The organism is Streptomyces radicis, from assembly GCF_003626575.1.
GTDB classification, from domain to species: domain Bacteria; phylum Actinomycetota; class Actinomycetes; order Streptomycetales; family Streptomycetaceae; genus Streptomyces; species Streptomyces radicis.
This window is the reverse complement of record NZ_RBDY01000031.1, coordinates 31723-52893: the sequence shown is the minus strand read 5'-3', so window position 1 is coordinate 52893 and position 21171 is coordinate 31723. Positions and strand designations below refer to the sequence as shown.

Here is a 21171-nt window from a genome sequence, read left to right as displayed (position 1 = left end):
ACGGACACCCCTCACACGCGGCATCGGCCGGATCGCCCCCGAGCGGGCGATCCGGCCGATGCGGTCGGAAGGGAGGCTCAGCGCGACAGCCGCCGATAGCGGCGCACCGCGAGCGGCATGAAGATCGCCATAATGACCAACGGCCACACCGTCGCCATCAACACGGCGTTCTGGAGCGGCCACGCGACATCGGTCGACGCGGCCCCCGGATTGCCGAACAGCTCACGCGCCGCGGCCGTCGTCGCCGACAAGGGGTTCCACTCGGCCACCGTGCCGAGCCAGTTGGGCATGGCCTCGGTGGGGACGAACGTGTTGGCGATCATGGTGACCGGGAACATCAACGGCATCAGCACGCCGCCGCTCTCCGGGCCGCGCAGGATCAGCCCCACATACAGGCCGATCCAGGTGGCGGCCAGCCGGAGCAGCAGCAACAGGCCAAGGGCGAGCGCCGTGTCCGAGAAGCTGCCGTGGAAGCGCCAGCCCACCGCAAGGCCGCACAGGAACATCAGCGTGATGTCCAGCATGGCGTTGAGCACCTCGGCGCACGTCTGCCCGACCACCACCGCCGAGTCCGACATCGGCATCGAGCGGAACCGGTCGTTGACGCCGCGCGCCACGTCGGTGGCCACCGCCACCGCCTGGCCCGCGATGCCGAACACCATCGCCTGCGCGAACATGCCCGGCAGCAGATACTCGCGGTAACTCCCGTCGCCCGGCACCGAGATGGCGCTGCCGAACACGAAGCCGAACAGCAGGATCGACACCACGGGGAACAGCATCGTGCCCACCACGCGCTCCGGCGAGCGCGACAGGTGCATCAGATACCGCAGGGTGATCGTCCAGGTGTCCGACACCGCCCAGCGGACGCGTTCGAGACCGGACTGGGGGATCACGGGGGTGGGCGCGGTCATGACGACACGGCCTCCTTCTCCAGCTCGTCGGAGGCGGCGGCCGAGGGCGCCGGGGACGCGTTGCCGGTAAGACGCAGGAACACCTCGTCCAACGAGGGCCGCCGCAGCGCGATGTCCTCCACCGCGATGCCCGCCTCGTCCAACGCCCGCACCGCGCTCGTGAGGATCGCCACCCGCTCCACCGCGGGCGCGCTGACCCTGTTCAGGTCGGGCTCCACCTTCGGCTCGGCCCCGGTCACGCTCGCCAGCACCCGCACCGTGTCGGGGATGTCCCGCGCCTCCTGCACCACCACGCCGATCTGGTCGCCGCCGATCAGCGTCTTCAACTGGTCGGGCGTGCCGTCGGCGATGACCCTGCCCGCCTCGATCACGGCGATCTGCGACGCCAACTGGTCGGCCTCGTCGAGGTACTGGGTGGTCAGCAGCACCGTGGTGCCCCGCGCCACCAGCTGCCGCACGTCGTCCCACACCTTGTTCCGGTTCCGCGGGTCGAGGCCCGTGCTCGGCTCGTCGAGGAACAGCACCTGCGGCGCCACGATGATGCTCGCCGCCAGGTCGAGCCTGCGGCGCATGCCGCCCGAGTACGTCTTGACCTGACGGTCCGCCGCCTCGGTCAGCGCGAAGCTGTCGAGCAGCTCGTCCGCGCGCTCCCGCGCCCTCCGCTTGCCCAGGTGGTACAGCCGCCCGAACATCACCAGGTTGTCCCGCCCGGTGAGGATGTCGTCCACCGCCGAGTACTGACCGGTCAGCCCGATCCGCGCCCGCACCTGCGCCGACTCGCGGCCCACCTCGTACCCGGCCACCGTGGCCCGCCCGCCGTCCGCGCGCAGCAGCGTGGTCAGGATGCGCACCGCCGTGGTCTTGCCCGCGCCGTTCGGCCCGAGAAGACCGCACACGGTGCCCTCGGGGACGGCGAGATCGAAGCCGTCAAGCGCCTTCGTATCCTTGTAAATCTTCTGAAGCCCCTCGGCCAGCACCGCTGTTCCTCTGGTTCCCACGCCATTTCCTTTACTGATCGGCGATTTCGGCGGGCTGCACGGCCGAGAGAGAAGCGGTCGGCACCAAGCGCGCACCCTCGTCCGGAATCTCCCTGGACGGTGCCGCTATGAGTGAGACGTGGGGGTCGCACGCGGAATGCCGCGGCCAACGAGACATGGACGGGAGAAGGCCGGGAAGACCCGCTCGTCCCCGGACGATACGAGCGGGCACAACGCCGCGGGAACCCCTAACCAGGCCATCTGCCAAGCGCAGCAAGGGTGTAGGGGGGCGTAGGGGGTGCAGCTCGCACCGACGCGACGGTATAGGCTTCGGCGGGATCGCATGAATCGACCGGTGCCTAGGCCCACATGATGAATGGGAACTCCGGCTTGAACGAGATAACGAGCGCGGTCCTCTCAGAGGAGACCACTTCCGCCGACTTCGCCAATCTGCCGCTGCCCGCCTCCTACCGCGGCGCGGTGGTGCGTGCGGAAGAGGTGGAGATGTTCGACGGAATGGCCACTTCGGACAAGGACCCCGACAAGTCCATCCACGTCCAGGACGTCGCCACGCCCGAGCCCGGCATGGGCGAGGCGCTGGTCGCCGTGATGGCCAGCGCCGTGAACTACAACACGGTGTGGAGCGCCATCTTCGAGCCGCTGCCCACCTTTGTCTTCCTCAAGCGCTACGGCCGCATCAGCGAGCTGGCGCGCCACCACGACCAGCCGGTGCACGTCCTCGGCTCCGACATGTCCGGCGTCGTCCTGCGCACCGGACCCGGCGTCAACCAGTGGAAGCCCGGCGACCGCGTCGTCGCCCACTGCCTGTCCGTCGAGCTCGAGGCCCCCGACGGGCACGACGACACGATGCTCGACCCGGCCCAGCGCATCTGGGGCTTCGAGACCAACTACGGCGGGCTCGCCGAGCTGGCCCTGGTGAAGGCCAATCAGCTCATGCCCAAGCCCGAGCACCTGACGTGGGAGGAGTCCGCCTCGTCCGGGCTCGTCAACTCCACCGCCTACCGCCAGCTGGTGTCCAAGAACGGCGCCGGCATGAAGCAGGGCGACAACGTCCTGGTGTGGGGCGCGGCAGGCGGCCTCGGCTCGTACGCCACCCAGCTGGTCATCAACGGCGGCGCCACCCCCGTATGCGTCGTGTCCAACGCCCGCCGCGCCGAGCAAGTCAGGTCCCTGGGCGCCGAGTTGGTCATCAACCGCGCCGAGGAGGACTACCGCTTCTGGCGCGACCCCGACACGCCGGACCCGAAGGAGTGGAAGCGCTTCGGCGCCCACATCCGCGAGCTCACCGGCGGCGAGGACGTCGACGTCGTGCTGGAGCACCCGGGCCGCGAGACGTTCGGCGCCAGCGTCTATGTCACCCGCCGCGGCGGCACCATCGTCACCTGCGCGTCTACCACCGGCTACGAGCACGTCTACGACAACCGCTATCTGTGGATGTCGCTCAAGCGCATCATCGGCAGCCACTTCGCCAACTACCGCGAGGCGTGGGAGGCCAACCGCCTCATCCGCAAGGGCATGATCCACCCCTGTCTGTCCACCGTCTACCCCCTGGAGCAGACCGGGCAGGCGGCGCGCGACGTCCACCGCAACCGGCACAGCGGCAAGGTCGGCGTCCTCGGACTCGCCCCCGAGCAGGGGCTCGGCGTGCGCGCCCCCGAGCTGCGGGCCAGACACGAGAGCGCCATCAACCGGTTCAAGAACATCTGAGCCGACAGCAGTCACCGCGAAGAACCCAACGGGGAGAACGCCACCATGAACGCATCGCCGGAGAGAGGTCAACACCCCGGCTCCGTGCTCGACGATCCCGCCGTCAGAGTCGTCGGCGTCGTCGGGCTCGGAGCCATGGGCGAGAACGTCCTGCGCGCCCTGGGCGACGCCGGTGTCGACGTCATCGGGGTCGACACCGACCAGGCCGTGCTCGACCGGGTCGGCACCCGCCTCGGCGACGCGGCCCACACCGTCACCGTCACCTCCGACCTGTCCGCCCTCGCGCGCGCGGACCTCGTCATCGAGTCCGTCCCCGACCGCCTCGACATCAAGAACGCGGTGCTGCGCCGCATCAACGACGTGTGCCCCCCACACACCGTCATCGCCACCAGCACCACATCCCTGCCCCTCCAACACCTGGCCATCGCCTCGGGCCGACCCACCCGCACGGTCGCCCTGCGCTGCTTCGCCCCGCCGCCGATCGGCGAGACCGTCGACGTCGTCGGCACCGCCGCCACCGCGGACACCACCGTCGCCAAGGTGAAGGCGCTGCTCTCCCGCGCCGACCGCGCCCCCGTCGCCGTCGGCGCGGGCCCCCGCGACGTCGCCAACGAGCTGATCTTCGGCTACCTCAACCGCGCCGCCGCCCTCTACGGCCAGCGCTACGCCAGCCGCGAGCAGATCGACACGGCCATGCGCCTCGGCTGCGCCCTCCCCGTCGGCCCGCTGCGCATGCTCGACCTGATCAGCCTCGACCGCGCCGCCGCCGTTCTCGACGGCCTCGCCGCGCGCACCGGCGACGACTCCTTCCGCCCGGCCCCCGCCCTCACCGAGCTGGTCGCCGGCGGCAGGCTCGGCCGCAAGACCGGCCACGGCTTCTACGACTACGACGAGCGCGGCGAGCCCGTCACCACCGCCGACGCCGAGCTGCCCGGGGGCACCGCCCGCGAGATCACCCGCGTCGGCATCGTCGGCTCGGGGCTGATGGCCAAGGGCGTCGCCGAGCTCACCGCCCGCGCCGGCATACCCACCGTCATCGCCGCCCGCACCCCCGAGCGCGCCGCCCTCGCCGTCGACGGCGTCCGCGCCTCCCTCGCCCGCGGCGTGCGCCGCGGGAAGCTCACCGCCGAGGCCCAGGATGCCGCCCTCGCGCTGATCGAGCCCACCGGCTCGCTCGCCGACCTCGCCGACTGCGACCTGGTCATCGAGGGCGTCGCCGAGGACATGGCGCTCAAGCGCGAGCTGTTCGGGCGCCTCGACGCACTCGTGCGCCCCGACGCGATCCTGGCCACCGTCACCTCCAGCCTCTCCGTCGCCGAGTGCGCCGCCGCGACGGGCCGCCCCGACCGCGTCGTCGGCCTGCACTTCTTCAACCCGGCGCCCGTCATGAGGCTCGTCGAGCTCGGCCACACCGACGCCACGGGCCCCGACACCCTCGCCACCGCGCACGCCCTGTGCCTGCGCCTGCGCAAGACCCCCGTGGTCTGCGGCGACCGCGCCGGATACATCGTCAACTTCCTGCTGCTGCCCTACCTCAACAGCGCCATGCGGAACCTCGAGCACAGCGACGTGAGCCTCATCGAGGTCGACGCGGCCGTCGAGCGCGGATTCGGCTACCCCATGGGCCCGTTCGCGCTGCTCGACACCATCGGGCTCGACGTGTCGCTGGCCATCCAGCGCAGGCTGCACGAGGAGTTCGACGAGCCGGGCCTCGCCCCCGCCACGCTCCTGGAGCAGCTGGTCGACCTCGGTCACCTCGGCCGCAAGGCGGGCAAGGGCCTGCGCGTCTACTGAGCGGCCCGGCGGCCCCGCGCACACGCGAAGCGGCCGGGTGCCCCAGGCACCCGGCCGCCGACGTTCACACCCGAGTTCACATCGAGTTCACGCCCGACCGGTCAGGCCGCGACCCGCTTGGCCAGGTACTCCTTGATGAGACCGAGGATCTGCGGCACACACGCGTTGAGGTAGAAGTGCCCGCCGGGGAACACCTCGATGTCGAACGCCCCCGTGGTGTGCTCGGCCCACGCCTTGGCCTCCTCGAGCGTGCACTGCGGGTCCGAGTCCCCGGTCAACGCGTATACCGGTGTGGCCAGCTTCAGGCTCGGGTCGGGCCGGTAGGTCTCCGCGGCCTTGTAGTCGTTCCTGATCGCCGGAAGGATCATCCGCAGCACCTCCTCGTCCCCCAGCAGGGACGCGTCGGTGCCGCTCAGCTTCTTCATCTCGGCGACGATCCCGTCGTCGTCCCGCTGATGCACCCTCTCCGTGCGGAAACGCGACGGCGCGCGCCGCCCCGACGCGAAGAGCACGACCGGCGTCGTGCCCGCCGCCTCGAGCCGCCGCGCGACCTCGAACCCGATCGACGCGCCCATGCTGTGCCCGAACAGCGCCACCGGCCGGTCCACGAACGGCGTCACCGCCTCCACCACCCGGTCCGCCAGCTCCTCGACGGTGTCGAGGCACGGCTCCTTGGCCCGCTCCTGACGCCCCGGGTACTGGAGGGCCAGCACGTCGATCGCCGGGGACAGCGACCTGGAGACGGGGAAGAAGTAGCTGGCGGAACCGCCGGCGTGCGGCAGGCAGACCAGCCGGGTCCGCGCGTCCGGCGCCGGGTGATAGCGCCGCACCCAGCGGTCGCCGGTGTCGCTCATGGTCGGGACGTCCTTTCGGTCATAGCCGTACCCATCGAACCTGTCAGAGCCCCGCGCGCCCGCACAACCCCTAGCTCCCCTAGGAAAGCCCCTGGTCATCCGCACCCCGGGTACCCCCGCGCCGCACCAGGAACGGCGTGAGCACACCGGGCACCGCCTCATCGGCGAAGCCGAGCCCCTCGCCCATCAGCACGTCCTTCACGTGGTAGGCGCCCCGGCCACCCGGCGTCGTCGCCGTCACCCGGCACAGCGTCGAACGCCGGTGCCACGCCCACTGGGTGACCGTCCAGCCGATCACCCCGCTCCGCCGCAGCGCGATCGTGCGCCGCTTGAGGCTGCCATGACGCGTCACCACATAGCGCCCCGTGATGCCATGGCCCAGACTCCGGTAGCCGTCGCGCGCGAACAGCACACCAGCGACCCACACCACAAGCGCCGAGACCCACCCGATGTGCGCAAGCACCGGCGTCAGCCACACCCCGAGCCCCACCAGCACGCCCCCGAGCCCGAGCCCGCAGAAGAACGCCCATCGCACCCGCCGCGCCAGCGCGTGCCGCGGGTGCGGAACGAGCCGCACCGACGCCGTCGGATCCCGCTCCTCCCGCAGCACGGCCGCGGCCACCCGGTGCGACTCCTCGATCGGCGCGGGCGGCAGCAGCGCGCTCGTGTTGAACGTGCTCGCCTCGTCGTCCGTGCTGCCCGCGCCCGTCGCCACCGCGTACGTGTACGCGCCGCCGCCCAGGCGCAGCATCAGCGGCTCCGCGACCTCGACGCCGTGCAGCCGCTCCTCCTCCAGCGTCGCCGACCGCGTCACGAACAGGCCACGCGAGGCCCGCAGCGCGCCATGCGGCTCCCTGATCAGCCGGAAGTCCCACCATGTCTCGACATACCAGCCGAGCGCCCCGAGCGCCCCGGCGAGCAGCAGCCCGAGCACCCCGAGCACGATCACCGGCAGGAGGTTCGCCTCGCCGAGCCAGTCGATCAGGTCGGGGATCAGCACGTTGTCCGGGTCGAACCCCAGGATGTCGAGCGTCTCGTAGGTCGCGCCCACCGCGCTCAGCCCCAGCAGCGGCGTCGCGAACGACAGCGGCCCGAACCGCAGCCACCGCCAGTCAAGGCGCGCGATCGCCCGCTGCTCACCCGTCCCCGCCCGCCGCACCAGACCGGCCCGCAGCTCCTCCGCGTCCGCCGCCGACAGCGCGTTCAACGACAGCACCGCCGCCTTCGTCGAGCTCACCCGGTGCCCCGTGCCCACCCGCACCAGCGCGAGACGCAGCACCCGGTGCAGGGGGTTGGCCGTCACATCGACGCTGCGCACCCGGTTCCGCGGGATCGACCGGTGCGTGCGCGTCAACAGGCCCGTCTTCAGCTCCACATGGGTCGACGTCAGCCGGTACCGCGTCTTGAACCAGCGCAGCGCCTCGTAGCCGATCCCGCACACCAACGGCACGGGCACCGGCGCGATCAGCCACCAGGGCGCGTTACGCCACCACATGATCGCCAGCGTGACCAGCGCGAGGCCCGAACCCCACAGCGTCACCACCCAGATGATCCGGGCGTCGAGCCGCCGCCACTCCGCCTCCGCGGGCCCGGCCACCTCCGCCGCCCTCGCCTCCTCCGCGTCGAGCGCGCCCCTCATGCCGCGTCCCCGGTCTCCACCTGGGCCTTGTCGGCCAGCTCCTCCACCAGGTCCCGCGCCCGCTCGTGGTCGAGCCCGTCGATCCGCAGCGGCCCCGCCGCCGACGCCGTCGTGACCACCACCGTGGAAAGCCCGAACAGCTGCTGCAAGGGCCCGCGGATCGTGTCCACCGTCTGTATCCGCGCCATCGGCGCCACCCGCCACTGCTGCCGCACCCACCCGGCCCGCGTGAACACCGCGTCCTCGGTGGTCTCCCAGCGGTGCACGCGATAACGCCACGGCGGCATCGCCACGATGTACGCGAGCCCCGGCGCCCCGATGATCGCCGCGGGCAGCAGCAGCCACGTACGGGCGGGCTCGATCAGCAGCGCGAGCAGCAACAGGATCAGCACCGGAGGAAGAACGGTCACCAGCGCCTGCGTCAGCCACCACCCGACCGACCTGCGGTCGACGGGGTGGCTCGGCGGGCGGAGGACCAGCTCCGCGTCGGCGTCGCCGCTGGACTCCGCGCGGCTGTCACGGGTCACGGATTGGGCCATCTTCAGCTCCGGGTGCTTCGCGATGCCTCGCATCGCGTGGGGGTTTGCCAGGGGTTCGTGGGGAAGGGATATCACATCGGCGATGGACCCCGTCCCGCCCACCGCACCGCCCGCCCCCTCCCACCCGCGTCCTCCCCTTATCCGCAGGTGACAGCGGTGCCGTGCTAGGGGCCGTAGGGGGACAGCTAGGGGTTACCGGCGCTCCGCCACGCTTCGTACTGTGCCAAGCGGTCGCATGCCGCGACGAGTTCCGCGGTCGCGGGAACACCATTCCAGCGGAGGTCCCCTTGGCGCACAACACGTCGGACGTGTCCTGGTCTGCGGCCGAGTGCGCGATCGCGGTCGTGGGCATGTCCTGCCGCCTTCCCGGCGCGCCCGACATCGACGCCTACTGGTCCCTCCTCCGCGACGGCGTCAGCGCCATCGGCCCGGCCCCCGCCGACCGTTGGGACCCGAAGGCCCCCACCGACCGCGGCGGCTTCCTCGACCACGTGGACCGCTTCGACCCCGCCTTCTTCGGCATGACCGCCCGCGAGGCCGCCATGACCGACCCGCAGCAGCGGCTCACGCTCGAGCTGGTCTGGGAGGCCCTGGAACACGCCCGCATCCTCCCCGCCACCCTCGACGGCAGCCGCGCGGGCGTCTTCGTCGGCGCGATGTGGGACGACTACGCGACCCTCGTCCACCGCCACGGCACCGACGCCCTGACCGCCCACAGCCTCACGGGCCTCCAGCGCGGCGTCATCGCCAACCGCGTCTCCCACACCCTCGGGCTCAACGGCCCCAGCATGACCGTCGACACGGGACAGTCCTCGTCCCTCGTCGCCGTGCACACCGCCGTCGAGAGCCTCCGCAACGGCGAGTCGACGCTGGCCCTCGCGGGCGGCGTCAACCTCGTCATCGCCCCCCACAGCACCGCCGCCCCCGCCCGCTTCGGCGGGCTCTCGCCCGACGGCCTGTGCTACACGTTCGACGAACGCGCCAACGGCTACGTCCGCGGCGAGGGCGGCGGCGTCGTCGTCCTCAAGCGCCTCGACGACGCCCGCGCCGACGGCGACCGCGTCATCTGCGTCATCCGCGGCAGCGCCGTCAACAACGACGGCGGCGGCGAGACCATCGCCACCCCGCGCCAGGACACCCAGGCCGAGGTCATCCGCCTCGCCCACACCCGCGCGGGCACCACCCCGGAACGCGTCCAGTACGTCGAACTCCACGGCACCGGCACCAGGACCGGCGACCCCGTCGAGGCCGCCGCGCTCGGCGCCGCCCTCGGCACCCACCGCACCACCCCCCTCGCCGTCGGCTCAGCCAAGACCAACGTCGGCCACACCGAGGGCGCCGCCGGAATCACCGGGCTGCTGAAGGCCGTTCTCGCCCTCCACCACAGGACACTCCCCGCCACCCTCAACCACCGCCGCCCCGGCGTCCCCCTCGACGCCCTCAACCTGCGTGTCGTCACCGAGACCGGCCCCTGGCCCCGCCCCGACGCCCCCCTCGTCGCGGGCGTCAGCTCCTTCGGCGTCGGCGGCACCAACTGCCACGTCGTCCTCGAGCAGGCCCCCGACCCCGCCCCGCCCACCGAGCCGGTCAGCCCGCCCGCCGCGCTGCCCGTGACCCTCGCCGCGCGCAACGACGCCGCGCTGCGCGAGCAGGCCGCTCGCCTTCTCGCCCACCTCGACGCCCACCCGCGACTGACGCCGCTCGACTGCGCGTTCACCACCGCCACCGCGAGGACCGCGTTCGACCGCCGCGCCGCCGTCCTGGCCGGTGACCGCGCGACGCTGCGCACCGGCCTCGACACCCTCGCCCATGGCGGCTCGACCCCCGGTGTGATGCGCGGCACGGCGGCCAGGGACGAGAAGCTGGCGTTCCTTTTCTCGGGGCAGGGGAGTCAACGGCTCGGCATGGGCCGGGAGTTGTACGGGGCGTTCCCGGTGTACGCGGAGGCGTTCGACGCGGTGTGCGCGCGCTTCGAACTCCCCGTAAAGGATGTGGTGTTCGGCGAGGACGCGGACCTGCTCAACCGGACCGAGTACACCCAGGCCGGGCTGTTCGCGGTCGAGGTCGCTCTCTTCCGGCTGGTCGAATACTGGGGTGTCAGACCGGACTTCCTGGCCGGTCACTCGATCGGCGAGATCGCCGCCGCGCATGTCGCGGGTGTGCTCTCCCTTGACGACGCGTGCACGTTGGTCGCCGCGCGTGGTCGTCTGATGGGGGCGCTGCCCGAGGGCGGCGCGATGATCGCGGTGCAGGCCCCCGAGGCGGAGGTGCTGCCGCTGTTGGTCGAGGGGGTCGACCTGGCGGCGGTCAACGGTCCGGATTCCATGGTGCTTTCGGGTGATGAGTCGGCCGTGGTCGAGCTGGCCCGGCGCTGGAAGCACAAGCGCCTACGCGTCAGCCATGCGTTCCACTCGCACCTGATGGACCCGATGCTGGATGAGTTCCGGTCGGTGGCCCAGGCGTTGACCTACCACCCCGCCCAACTGCCCATCGCGGGCCAGCCGGAGAGCGTCGACGCCGAGTACTGGGTGCGGCACGTTCGCGACGCGGTCCGCTTCCATGACGCGGTCGAGTCGCTGCGCGCCCAGGGCGTGGGCACCTTCCTGGAGGTCGGCCCCGACGGCGTGCTGTCCGCCATGGCCGACGGCATACCCCTGCTCCGCAAGGACCGCCCCGAGGCAGAGTCCCTGCTGGCGACGCTGGCCACGGCGTTCACCCGGGGCGTCACCGTTGACTGGGCCTCGTTCTACGCCGGAACGGGCGCCCGCCATGTCGATCTGCCCACCTATGCCTTCCAGCGCGAGCGCCACTGGTTCGACGAGGACACCCCCCACTCCGCCCTCGCCCCCACGCCCGAGTCCGTCGCCCCCACCTCGCTGACCCACGAGGAAGCGCTCGAACTGGTCCGCGCACAGGCCGCGTTGGTCATCGGCACCGCGCACCCTTCCCAGATCCCCGCCGACGCGACATTCCGCGACCTCGGCTTCACATCGCTCCTGGGCATCGACCTGTGCGCGCTGCTGAACAACGCCACGGGCCTCCGCCTCCCCAACACCCTGATCTTCGACCACCCCACCCCCCTGGCGGTGGCCGAGCTGCTCTCCGCCACCCCGGGCGGCGACGCGACGCCCACCGCCGCGCCCGTGGCCATGAGCGATGACGAGCCGATCGCGATCGTGGCGATGGGCTGCCGCTACCCCGGCGAGGTCCGCTCGCCCGATGACCTGTGGAAGCTGGTCATCGACGAGGAGGACGCCATCACGCCCCTCCCCGTGGACCGGGGATGGAACGTCGAGAGCCTCTACCACCCCGAGCCGGGCCGACCGGGCAAGACCTATGTGCGCGAGGGCGGATTCCTCCACGACGCCGCCGCGTTCGACCCGGCCTTCTTCGGGATCTCACCGCGTGAGGCCCTGGCGATGGACCCGCAGCAGCGGCTGCTCCTGGAAACGTCGTGGGAGGCGTTCGAGCGCGCCGGGATCGCCCCCTCGACCCTGCGCGGCAGCACGACCGGCGTCTTCGTCGGCGCGATGGCCGGGGACTACGGCCCCCGACTGCACGAGGCGCCCGACGACTTCGGCGGCTACCTGCTGACCGGCACCACCGCGAGCGTCGCCTCGGGCCGCCTCTCCTACACCTATGGCTTCGAGGGTCCCGCCCTCACCGTCGACACCGCGTGCTCGTCGTCGCTCGTCGCCCTGCATGTCGCCATGCGGGCGCTGCGCCGTGGCGAGTGCTCACTCGCCCTCGCGGGCGGTGTCACCCTGATGTCCACCCCTGGCATCCTGGTCGAGTTCTCCCGTCAACGCGGTCTTGCGGCGGACGGGCGGTGCAAGCCGTTCGCCGAGGCCGCCGACGGAACGGCCTGGGCCGAGGGCGCCGGACTGCTGCTGATCGAGCGGCTCTCCGACGCGCGCCGCAACGGCCACCCTGTCCTCGCGGTGCTGCGTGGCTCGGCCGTCAACCAGGACGGCGCGTCCAACGGACTGACCGCGCCCAACGGCCCCTCCCAACAGCGCGTCATCCATGCCGCCCTCGCCGACGCGGGCCTGACGACCGCCGATGTGGACGCCGTCGAGGCGCATGGCACGGGAACGACGCTCGGCGACCCGATCGAGGCCCAGGCGCTGCTTGCCACCTATGGCCGAGACCGGGACGCCGAACGGCCGCTGTGGCTCGGGTCGTTGAAGTCGAACATCGGTCACACCCAGGCGGCCGCCGGGGTCGCGGGCGTGATCAAGATGGTCATGGCGATGCGCAACGGCGTGCTGCCCCGCTCGTTGCATGTGGACGCGCCGTCGTCCCACGTGGACTGGTCGTCCGGCGCGGTCACGCTGCTCGCCGAGACCCGCGCGTGGGAGTCCAACGGGTCGCGCCGGGCGGGTGTGTCCTCGTTCGGCGTGAGCGGCACGAACGCCCATGTGATCGTCGAGCAGGCGCCGTCGGATGAGCCCCAGGGCGGACGCCCGCCCGCCTCGGGCCCGGTGCCCTGGGTCCTCTCGGGCCGCTCGGAGGCGGCGCTGCGGGCCATGGCCGGTCAACTGGTGTCGCGCATCGGTGCGTTGGACGCGCGGGATGTGGCGGCGACGTTGCTGTCGCGTTCGGCGTTCGAGCACCGCGCGGTGGTGGTGTCGGGAGCGGAGGGCCTTGAGGCGCTGGCATCGGGCGCCCCAACGGCGGGCGTCGTCGAGGGAGTTGCCCGCGCGGCCGGTGGCACGGTGTTTGTGTTCCCTGGTCAGGGTTCGCAGTGGGTGGGGATGGCGTCGGGGTTGTGGGATGCCTCGCCGGTGTTCCGTGGGTCGATGGTGGCGTGTGGTGAGGCGTTGCGTCCCTTTGTCGATTGGGACTTCGAGGCCGCGCTGAGCGATGAGGCGTTGCTGGCCCGGGTTGATGTGGTGCAGCCGGTGTTGTGGGCGGTGATGGTGTCGCTTGCGGCGGTGTGGCGTTCGCATGGTGTGGAGCCCGCCGCCGTCGTCGGTCACTCGCAGGGTGAGATCGCGGCGGCGGTCGTCTCGGGTGCGCTGTCGTTGGAGGACGGCGCGCGCGTGGTCGCTCTGCGGTCGAGGTCGATCGTCGCGTTGGCGGGGAGGGGCGGGATGATCTCCGTTCCGCTGCCGGTGGATGAGGTGGTCCTGCCCGAGGGTGTCTCCATCGCTGCGGTGAACGGTCCCAACTCCGTTGTGGTGTCGGGCGATCCTGAGGGTCTTGAGACGGTCCTTGCCACGGTTGAGCGGTCCCGCCGCATCAATGTCGACTACTCGTCGCACTCCGCGCATGTGGAGTCGCTGCGTGACGAGATCCTTGAGGTCCTGGCTCCGATCGCCCCGCGTTCGGGAGACATTCCGTTCTATTCGGCTCTGACGGGTGGGGAGTTCGACGCTGCGGGTCTGGACGCGGCGTACTGGTACGAGAATCTGCGCAACACGGTGCGGTTCGAACAGGCCACCCGCGCCCTACTGGCCGACGGCTTCGGCGCGTTCATCGAGACCTCCGCCCACCCCGTTCTCGGAGTGGCCCTACGCGAGACCTCCGCCGACGCCGACGCGATCGTCCTGGGCACGCTGCGCCGCAGCGACGGCGGGATGGAAAGGCTTCTGCTCTCGCTCGGCGAGGCGTTTGTCCACGGCATTCCGGTCGACTGGCACATCGCGCACGGTCGCCATGTCGACCTGCCCACCTACCCGTTCCAGCGCCAGCGCTACTGGCCCGAGGCGCCCGCCGCCCGCGACGTGGTGGACGGCGAGTTCTGGGCCGCCGTCGAACGCGGCGAGCTGGCCCTCGACAAGACCGCCCAACGGGCCATCACCGCCTGGCGTGACGGCAGGAAGCAGCGCTCGGCCATCGACTCCTGGCGCTACCGCGTCGAGTGGAAGCCCCTCACCGACCGGCCCGCCCAACCCCTCACCGGCACCTGGCTGTTGATCGGCGACGCCGAGCCCTACGCCGCCGCACTCCGCGCGCATGGCGCCCGCGTCGTCACCGAACCCGAGGACCGCGTCACGGCGATCCTGGCCGTCGACCCCGCCCCCGTGGATGTCGTCGCCCTGCTGGCCGACGACTCGGACGCGACGCTGTGGTGCCTCACCCATGGCGCCTGGGAGGCCGACCCGTCCCGAGCGGCCGTCTGGGGTCTTGGACTTGGCGCCGCCGTCGAACACCCCGACCGCTGGGGCGGCCTGGTCGACATCGAGGGCCCCGCCGACGAGCGGTCCCTCACCCGCCTGATCGCCGTCCTCCAGGGCGACGAGGACCAGGTGTCGATCCGCCGATCGGGCGCGTTCGGCCGCCGCCTCGTCCGCGCGGGCGCGGCCCCCGCCGGGACCTGGGAGCCGACCGGCACCTGCCTGGTCACCGGCGGCACGGGCGCCCTGGGCGCCCATGTCACCCGCTGGCTGGTCGAACGCGGCGCCCAGCGCGTCGTGTTGGCCAGCCGCAGGGGCGAGAACGCCCCGGGCGCCGCCGAGTTGCGGGCCGATCTCGAAGGCCGCCTGACGTTCGCGACATGTGACATGACCGACCCGGCCGCCATCGCCGAGCTGGTGAACGGCATCCCCGACCTCGGCGTCGTCATCCACGCCGCCGGGATCGAAGACCACGGCCCCATCGGCGCGTTGACGCCCGCTCGCATCGACGAGGTGCTGGCCCCCAAGGCGGACGCCGCCCGCCACCTCCACGAGGCGACCCGTGGCCGCGACCTCCGCGCCTTTGTCCTCTTCTCCTCGGGCGCCGGCGTGTGGGGGAGCGGCGGCCAGGGCGCCTACGGCGCGGCCAACGCCGTCCTCGACGCGCTCGCCGCCCACCGCCGAGCCCAGGGCCTGCCCGCCACCTCGCTCGCCTGGGGCGCGTGGCGCGGCGCGGGCATGGCCACGCAGTACGGCGACACCGTGCACTGGGAACGCCTCGGGCTCGCCCCGATGGACCCCGCGCTCGCGATCGCCGCGCTCGACCAGGCCCTCGCCGCCGACGAGGTCGCGGTGACGGTCGCCGACATCGACTGGGACCGTTTCGCCCCCGCCTTCACGGCGGTTCGCCCCAGCAAGCTGCTGTCCCCGCTGACGGGGACCGGCGGCGACGCCGCGAAGGGCGACGCCCCCGACGGCCTCGCCGCCCGGCTCACGGGGCTGCCCGAGCCCGAACAGCGCGCGCTCGTCCTCGAGTTGGTCCGCGTCCACGCCGCCGCCGTCCTCGGCCACCAGGGCATCGACGGGGTGGCGACGGACAAGGCGTTCAAGAGCTTCGGCTTCGACTCCCTCATGACGGTCGAGCTGGTCAAGCGGCTCACCGGCGCCACCGGCGTGCGGCTGCTGCCCAACGCGGTGTTCGACCACCCGACCCCCACCGCCCTCGCGGAGCACGTGCGCGCCCAAGCCCTCGGCGTGAAGGCCGACGCCGAGGTCGTCGTGGCCCCCGTCGCCGTCGACGAGCCGATCGCGATCGTGGCGATGGGCTGCCGCTTCCCCGGCGGCATCAGCTCGCCCGATGACCTGTGGAACCTGGTCGTCGGCGAGGACGAGGCCATCACGCCCTTCCCCGAGGACCGGGGCTGGGACATCGAGGCCCTGTACGACCCCGAGCCGGGGCAGGCGGGCAAGACGTATGTGCGCGAGGGCGGATTCCTCGACGATGTCGCCGCGTTCGACCCGGAGTTCTTCGGGATCTCGCCCCGCGAGGCCCTGGCGATGGACCCGCAGCAGCGGCTCCTCCTCGAGACGTCGTGGGAGGCGTTCGAGCGCGCCGGGATCGACCCCGCGACCCTGCGCGGCAGCCGCACCGGCGTGTTCGTCGGCACCATGTGGCAGGACTACGGGCCCCGGCTGCACGAGGCGCCCGAGGACTTCAGCGGGCACCTGCTGACCGGCACCACCACGAGCATCGCGTCGGGCCGCCTCTCCTACACCTACAGCTTCGAGGGCCCGGCCGTCACGGTGGACACCGGCTGCTCGTCCGCGCTGGTCGCGTTCCACTGGGCCGCCCAGGCGCTCCGGCGCGGCGAGTGCGACCTCAGCGTGGTCGGCGGCGCGACGGTCATGCCGACGCCGGGCGTGTTCGTGGAGTTCTCGCGCCAGCGCGGCCTCGCGACGGACGGGCGGTGCAAGCCGTTCGCCGAGGCGGCCGACGGAACGGGCTGGGCCGAGGGCATCGGCGTCCTGCTGGTCGAACGCCTCTCCGACGCCCGCCGCAACGGCCACCCGGTCCTCGCGGTGCTGCGTGGCTCGGCCGTCAACCAGGATGGCGCGTCCAACGGCCTGACCGCGCCCAATGGTCCCTCTCAACAGCGGGTCATCCGGCAGGCGTTGGCCTCGGCGGGGCTCTCGCCGTCCGATGTGGACGTGGTCGAGGCGCATGGCACGGGAACGACCCTGGGCGACCCGATCGAGGCCCAGGCGCTCCTCGCCACCTACGGTCAGGACCGGGACGCCGAACGGCCGCTGTGGCTCGGGTCGTTGAAGTCCAACATCGGCCACACCCAAGCCGCCGCCGGGGTCGCCGGGGTCATCAAGACCGTCATGGCGATGCGCCACGGCATCATGCCCCGCACCCTCCATGTGGACGCGCCGTCGTCCCACGTCGACTGGTCGTCGGGCGCGGTCGAGCTGCTGACCGAGGCCCGGGCGTGGGAGCCCAACGGGCCGCGTCGGGCGGGCGTTTCGGCCTTCGGCATCAGTGGCACCAACGCGCACATCATCCTGGAGCAGCCCGAGGAGACACCGGCGGCACCCGAGCCCGTCGTCGCCGATGCCCCAGGCCCGGTGCCCTGGGTGCTGACGGCCCGCTCCGAGGCCGCGCTGCGCGAGGCCGCCGGGCGGCTGGCACCCCTGGCCGAACGGCTGGACGCGCACGACATCGCCGCAACGCTGCTGTCCCGTCCGCTCCTTGAGCACCGCGCCGTCGTCCTGAACGGCGACCTCGACGCGGTCACCCGTGGCGAGCCCGCCATGGGCGTCGTCGAGGGCGTCGCCCGCCCCTTGGGCGGCACGGTGTTTGTGTTCCCCGGTCAGGGTTCGCAGTGGGTGGGGATGGCGTCGGGGTTGTGGGATGCCTCGCCGGTGTTCCGTGGGTCGATGGTGGCGTGTGGTGAGGCGTTGCGTCCGTTTGTGGACTGGGACTTCGAGGCCGCGCTGGGCGATGAGGCGTTGCTTGGTCGGGTTGATGTGGTGCAGCCGGTGTTGTGGGCGGTGATGGTCTCGCTTGCGGCGGTGTGGCGTTCGCATGGTGTGGAGCCTGCCGCCGTGGTGGGTCATTCGCAGGGTGAGATCGCCGCCGCCGTCGTCTCGGGTGCGCTGTCGTTGGAGGATGGCGCGCGCGTGGTGGCTCTGCGGTCGAGGTCGATCGTGGCGTTGGCGGGGAGGGGCGGGATGATCTCCGTTCCGCTGCCGGTGGACGAGGTGGTCCTGCCTGAGGGTGTCTCCATCGCTGCGGTGAACGGTCCCAACTCCGTTGTGGTGTCGGGTGATCCTGAGGGTCTTGAGACGGTCCTCGCGACGGTTGAGCGTTCCCGCCGCATCAATGTCGACTACTCGTCGCACTCCGCGCATGTGGAGTCGCTGCGTGACGAGATCCTTGAGGTCCTGGCTCCGATCGCCCCGCGTTCGGGAGACATTCCGTTCTATTCGGCTCTGACGGGTGGGGAGTTCGAGGCTGCGGGTCTGGACGCGGCGTACTGGTACGAGAATCTGCGCAACACGGTGCGGTTCGAGCAGGCCACCCGCGCGCTACTGGCCGATGGCTTCGGCGTGTTCATCGAGACGTCCGCGCATCCGGTGCTCGGCATCGCGCTGCGTGAGACGGCCGAGGACGCCGACGCGATCGTCCTGGGCACGCTGCGCCGCAGCGACGGCGGGATGGAAAGGCTTCTGCTCTCGCTCGGTGAGGCGTTTGTCCACGGCATTCCGGTCGACTGGCACATCCCGCACGGTCGCCAGGTCGACCTGCCCACCTACCCGTTCCAGCGTCAGCGCTACTGGCCCGAGACCCAGCCCGCCCAGGCGGGCGACCTCGGCGCGGCGGGCCTCGACGCGACCGGGCATCCGCTGCTCGGCGCCGCCGTCACCCTCGCCGACGGCGGCGGGCTCGTGCTCACCGGCCGCCTGTCGCCCGACGCTCAGCCGTGGCTGCTCGACCACGTGGTCGGCGGCGTTCCGCTTCTGCCCGCCACGGCCCTCCTCGACCTCGCCCTCCACGCGGGCGCGCGGGTCGGCTGCGACCTGGTCGAGGAGTTGACACTGGAGAGCCCGATCGCCCTGCCCGCCGAGGGCGGCCTCCAGCTCCAGGTCACCGTCGGCGCCCCCGACGACGCCGGGCGGCGCACCGTCGCTCTCTACTCCCGCGCCGAGGATGCCGCCGAGTGGACCCGCAGGTGCGGCGGAACGCTCGCCCCCGCCGCCGACCCCGCGCCCGCCGCCGGGCTGACGGCCTGGCCCCCGCCGGGCGCCGAACCGGTCGACATCGACGCCCTGTTCGACCGCATGGCCGATCAGGGGATCGACTACGGCCCGGCGTTCCACGGGCTCGCCGCGGCCTGGCGCGACGGCGACCACCTCTACGCCGAGATCGACGCGGCCAAGGACGCCGACCGTTACGCGCTCCACCCCGCCGAGCTCGGCACCTCGCTCCACCTGCTCTCCCTCGGCGACGCCCCCGACGCGGGCCCGCTGCGCATGCCGTTCATCTGGTCGGGCGCCCGCCTGCACACCCCGGGGACCGGCGCCCTGCGGGTGCGGATCTCCCCGGCGGGCGACGAAGGCCTGGCGTTCCTGGTGGCCGACGCCACCGGCGCGCCCGTCGCCACCGTCGCCTCGATGGTGCGGCGCACGGTGTCCGCCGTCACCGGGCTCGGCGCCCTGGAGTCGCTGCACCAGGTGCGGTGGACGCCCCTCACCCCGCCCGCGAACACGGCGACCGGCGCCGCCCACCGCCGCTGGGGCCTGCTCGGGCCCGACGAGCGGAAGGTCGGCGCGCTGCTGGGGTCGAGCGGCGTCCCGTTGACCTCCTACCCCGACCTCGCCGCCATCGACGACGTGCCCGACGCGGTCTTCCTGCCCGTGCCCGGCGCCGCCGCGCCCGGCGACACCCCGGGCGCCGTGCGGTCCGCCGTTCACGCCGCGCTCACCACCGTGCAGGGCTGGCTCGCCGACGCCAGGTTCGCCGCCTCCCGGCTCGTCGTGGTCGGCGCGGGCGTCGAGGACGACCCCGCGCAGGCCGCCGTGTGGGGCCTGCTGCGCTCCGCACAGCGCGAACACCCCGACGCCATCACCCTGTTGGACATCGGCGACGCCCCCGACGCCCTCACAGGACCCACCCTCACCGCCGCCGTGCGCGCGGGCGAGCCCGAGATCGCCGCCCGCGCGGGCACCCTCGTCGCGCCGCGCCTGGCCCGCGCCGCCGCGCCCTCCGCGCCTACCGCGCCTACCGCGCCCGCCGAGGCGCGCCGCCTGACCGGCACCGTCCTGGTGACCGGCGCCAGCGGCGGCCTCGGCATGGCACTCGCCCGCCACCTGGTCGAGACCCACGACGTGCGCGGCCTCGTCCTCGCGAGCAGGCGCGGCGCGAGCCACGCCCCCCTCGCGGCGCTCGCCGATGAGCTGCGCGCCCGGGGCGCGCGGGTCGCCGTCCCGGCGTGCGACGTGTCGGAACGCGACCAGGTCCTGGCGCTGCTCGACGGCATCGACGACCTGACCGCCGTCATCCACACCGCCGCCGTCCTCGACGACGGCACGATCCAGAGCATCACCCCCGAGCGCGTCGGCCGCGTCCTCGCGCCCAAGACCGACGCCGCGCTGCACCTCCACGAGCTCACCGAGGGCCGCGACCTGTCGGCGTTCGTCATGTTCTCCTCGATCGGCGGCAGGCTCAGCGGCATCGGGCAGGGCGCCTACTCCGCCGCCAACGCCACCCTCGAGGCGCTCGCCCGCCGCCGCCGCGCGCGAGGCCTCCCCGGCACCGCGCTCGCCTGGGGCCTGTGGGCCGACGAGGGCGGCATGGGCAGCAGGCTGGACGCCACCGACATCGAACGCCACAGCCAGTCCGGCATCGCGGCGCTGCCGATGGCCGAAGGGCTCGCCCTGTTCGACGCGGCCCTCGCGAGCGACGAGGCCGTGCTCGCCCCGGTCCGGCTCAACCACGCCGCCCTCCGCGACCTCGCCGAGGCGGGCAACCTCCCGCCGTTGCTCACAGACCTGGTGCGCGCCCCCCGGCGCGAGCGGGCGCCCAAGGACACCGGGCCCGCCTCCCTGGCGGGCGCCAGCGTCGAGACGCTGGCCGAGCTGGTCCGCTCCCATGTGGCCGCCGTCCTCGGCTACGCCGGACCCAGGGCCGTCGAGGAGAACCGGGCCTTCACCGAGCTCGGCCTCGACTCCCTCACCGCCGTCGAGCTGCGCAACCGCCTCAGCGCCGCGACCGGGCTGCGGCTCCCGGCGACGCTGGTGTTCGACGCGCCCACCCCTTCGGCCGTCGCCACCGAGCTCGCCCGACGACTCTCACCGCCCGACGCCGGGACGGCCCACGCCGACACGGCCGACGACGCACGCGTGCGCGACCTGCTCGCCACCGTCCCCGTCGCCCGCCTCCGCGACACCGGGCTGCTCACCCAGCTGCTCGCGCTCACCGTGAGCGCCGAGGAGTCGACGACGCCGGACGGCGCCCCCGGCGAGGACAACACCGTGGACATCGACGCGATGGACGTCGCGGACCTCATCCATCTGGCCATGGACGGAACTGAATCGTGACGAC

At 72.7% G+C, this 21171-nt stretch carries 8 protein-coding genes; 3 read left to right on the top strand and 5 right to left on the bottom strand.

Going from position 1 to position 21171, the window contains the following annotated elements; genetic code table 11:
- Window positions 1-77 precede the first annotated feature (77 nt).
- Both D7318_RS27045 and D7318_RS27040 read right to left on the bottom strand, forming a co-directional pair.
- Window positions 78-911, bottom strand: coding sequence for an ABC transporter permease (locus tag D7318_RS27045; RefSeq protein ID WP_120699846.1), 834 nt, complete (start codon window positions 909-911; stop codon window positions 78-80).
- On the bottom strand, window positions 908-1909 hold the full coding sequence (locus D7318_RS27040; protein WP_120699845.1) for an ATP-binding cassette domain-containing protein: 1002 nt from the start codon (window positions 1907-1909) through the stop codon (window positions 908-910). Before D7318_RS27040 ends, D7318_RS27045 begins: the two co-directional genes overlap by 4 nt.
- 369 nt (window positions 1910-2278) lie before the next feature.
- Here D7318_RS27040 and ccrA point away from each other — a divergent pair, with 369 nt between their 5' ends.
- A complete protein-coding gene (gene ccrA / locus D7318_RS27035) occupies window positions 2279-3616 on the top strand; it encodes a crotonyl-CoA carboxylase/reductase (RefSeq protein ID WP_120699851.1) in 1338 nt (445 codons plus the stop codon).
- A 45-nt stretch (window positions 3617-3661) separates the two neighbouring features.
- The gene (locus D7318_RS27030; RefSeq protein ID WP_120699844.1) at window positions 3662-5410 is read left to right on the top strand and encodes a 3-hydroxyacyl-CoA dehydrogenase family protein; all 1749 of its coding nucleotides are present in this window, start codon (window positions 3662-3664) and stop codon (window positions 5408-5410) included.
- 101 nt (window positions 5411-5511) lie between these two features.
- On the opposite strand, the gene D7318_RS27025 is transcribed toward D7318_RS27030, so the two are convergent.
- The 3 genes from D7318_RS27025 to D7318_RS27015 form a co-directional block, all read right to left on the bottom strand.
- A complete protein-coding gene (locus tag D7318_RS27025; RefSeq protein ID WP_120699843.1) occupies window positions 5512-6264 on the bottom strand; it encodes a thioesterase II family protein in 753 nt (250 codons plus the stop codon).
- 79 nt (window positions 6265-6343) lie between these two features.
- Window positions 6344-7903 (bottom strand): PH domain-containing protein, encoded by a 1560-nt coding sequence (locus D7318_RS27020; RefSeq protein WP_120699842.1) that lies wholly within the window; start codon window positions 7901-7903, stop codon window positions 6344-6346.
- A complete protein-coding gene (locus tag D7318_RS27015; protein WP_120699850.1) occupies window positions 7900-8442 on the bottom strand; it encodes a PH domain-containing protein in 543 nt (180 codons plus the stop codon). Before D7318_RS27015 ends, D7318_RS27020 begins: the two co-directional genes overlap by 4 nt.
- 287 nt (window positions 8443-8729) lie before the next feature.
- On the opposite strand from D7318_RS27015, the gene D7318_RS27010 reads away from it, so the two are divergent.
- Window positions 8730-21167, top strand: a complete 12438-nt coding sequence (locus tag D7318_RS27010) for a type I polyketide synthase (RefSeq protein ID WP_120699841.1) — start codon at window positions 8730-8732, stop codon at window positions 21165-21167.
- The last annotated feature ends 4 nt before the right edge of the window (window positions 21168-21171 follow it).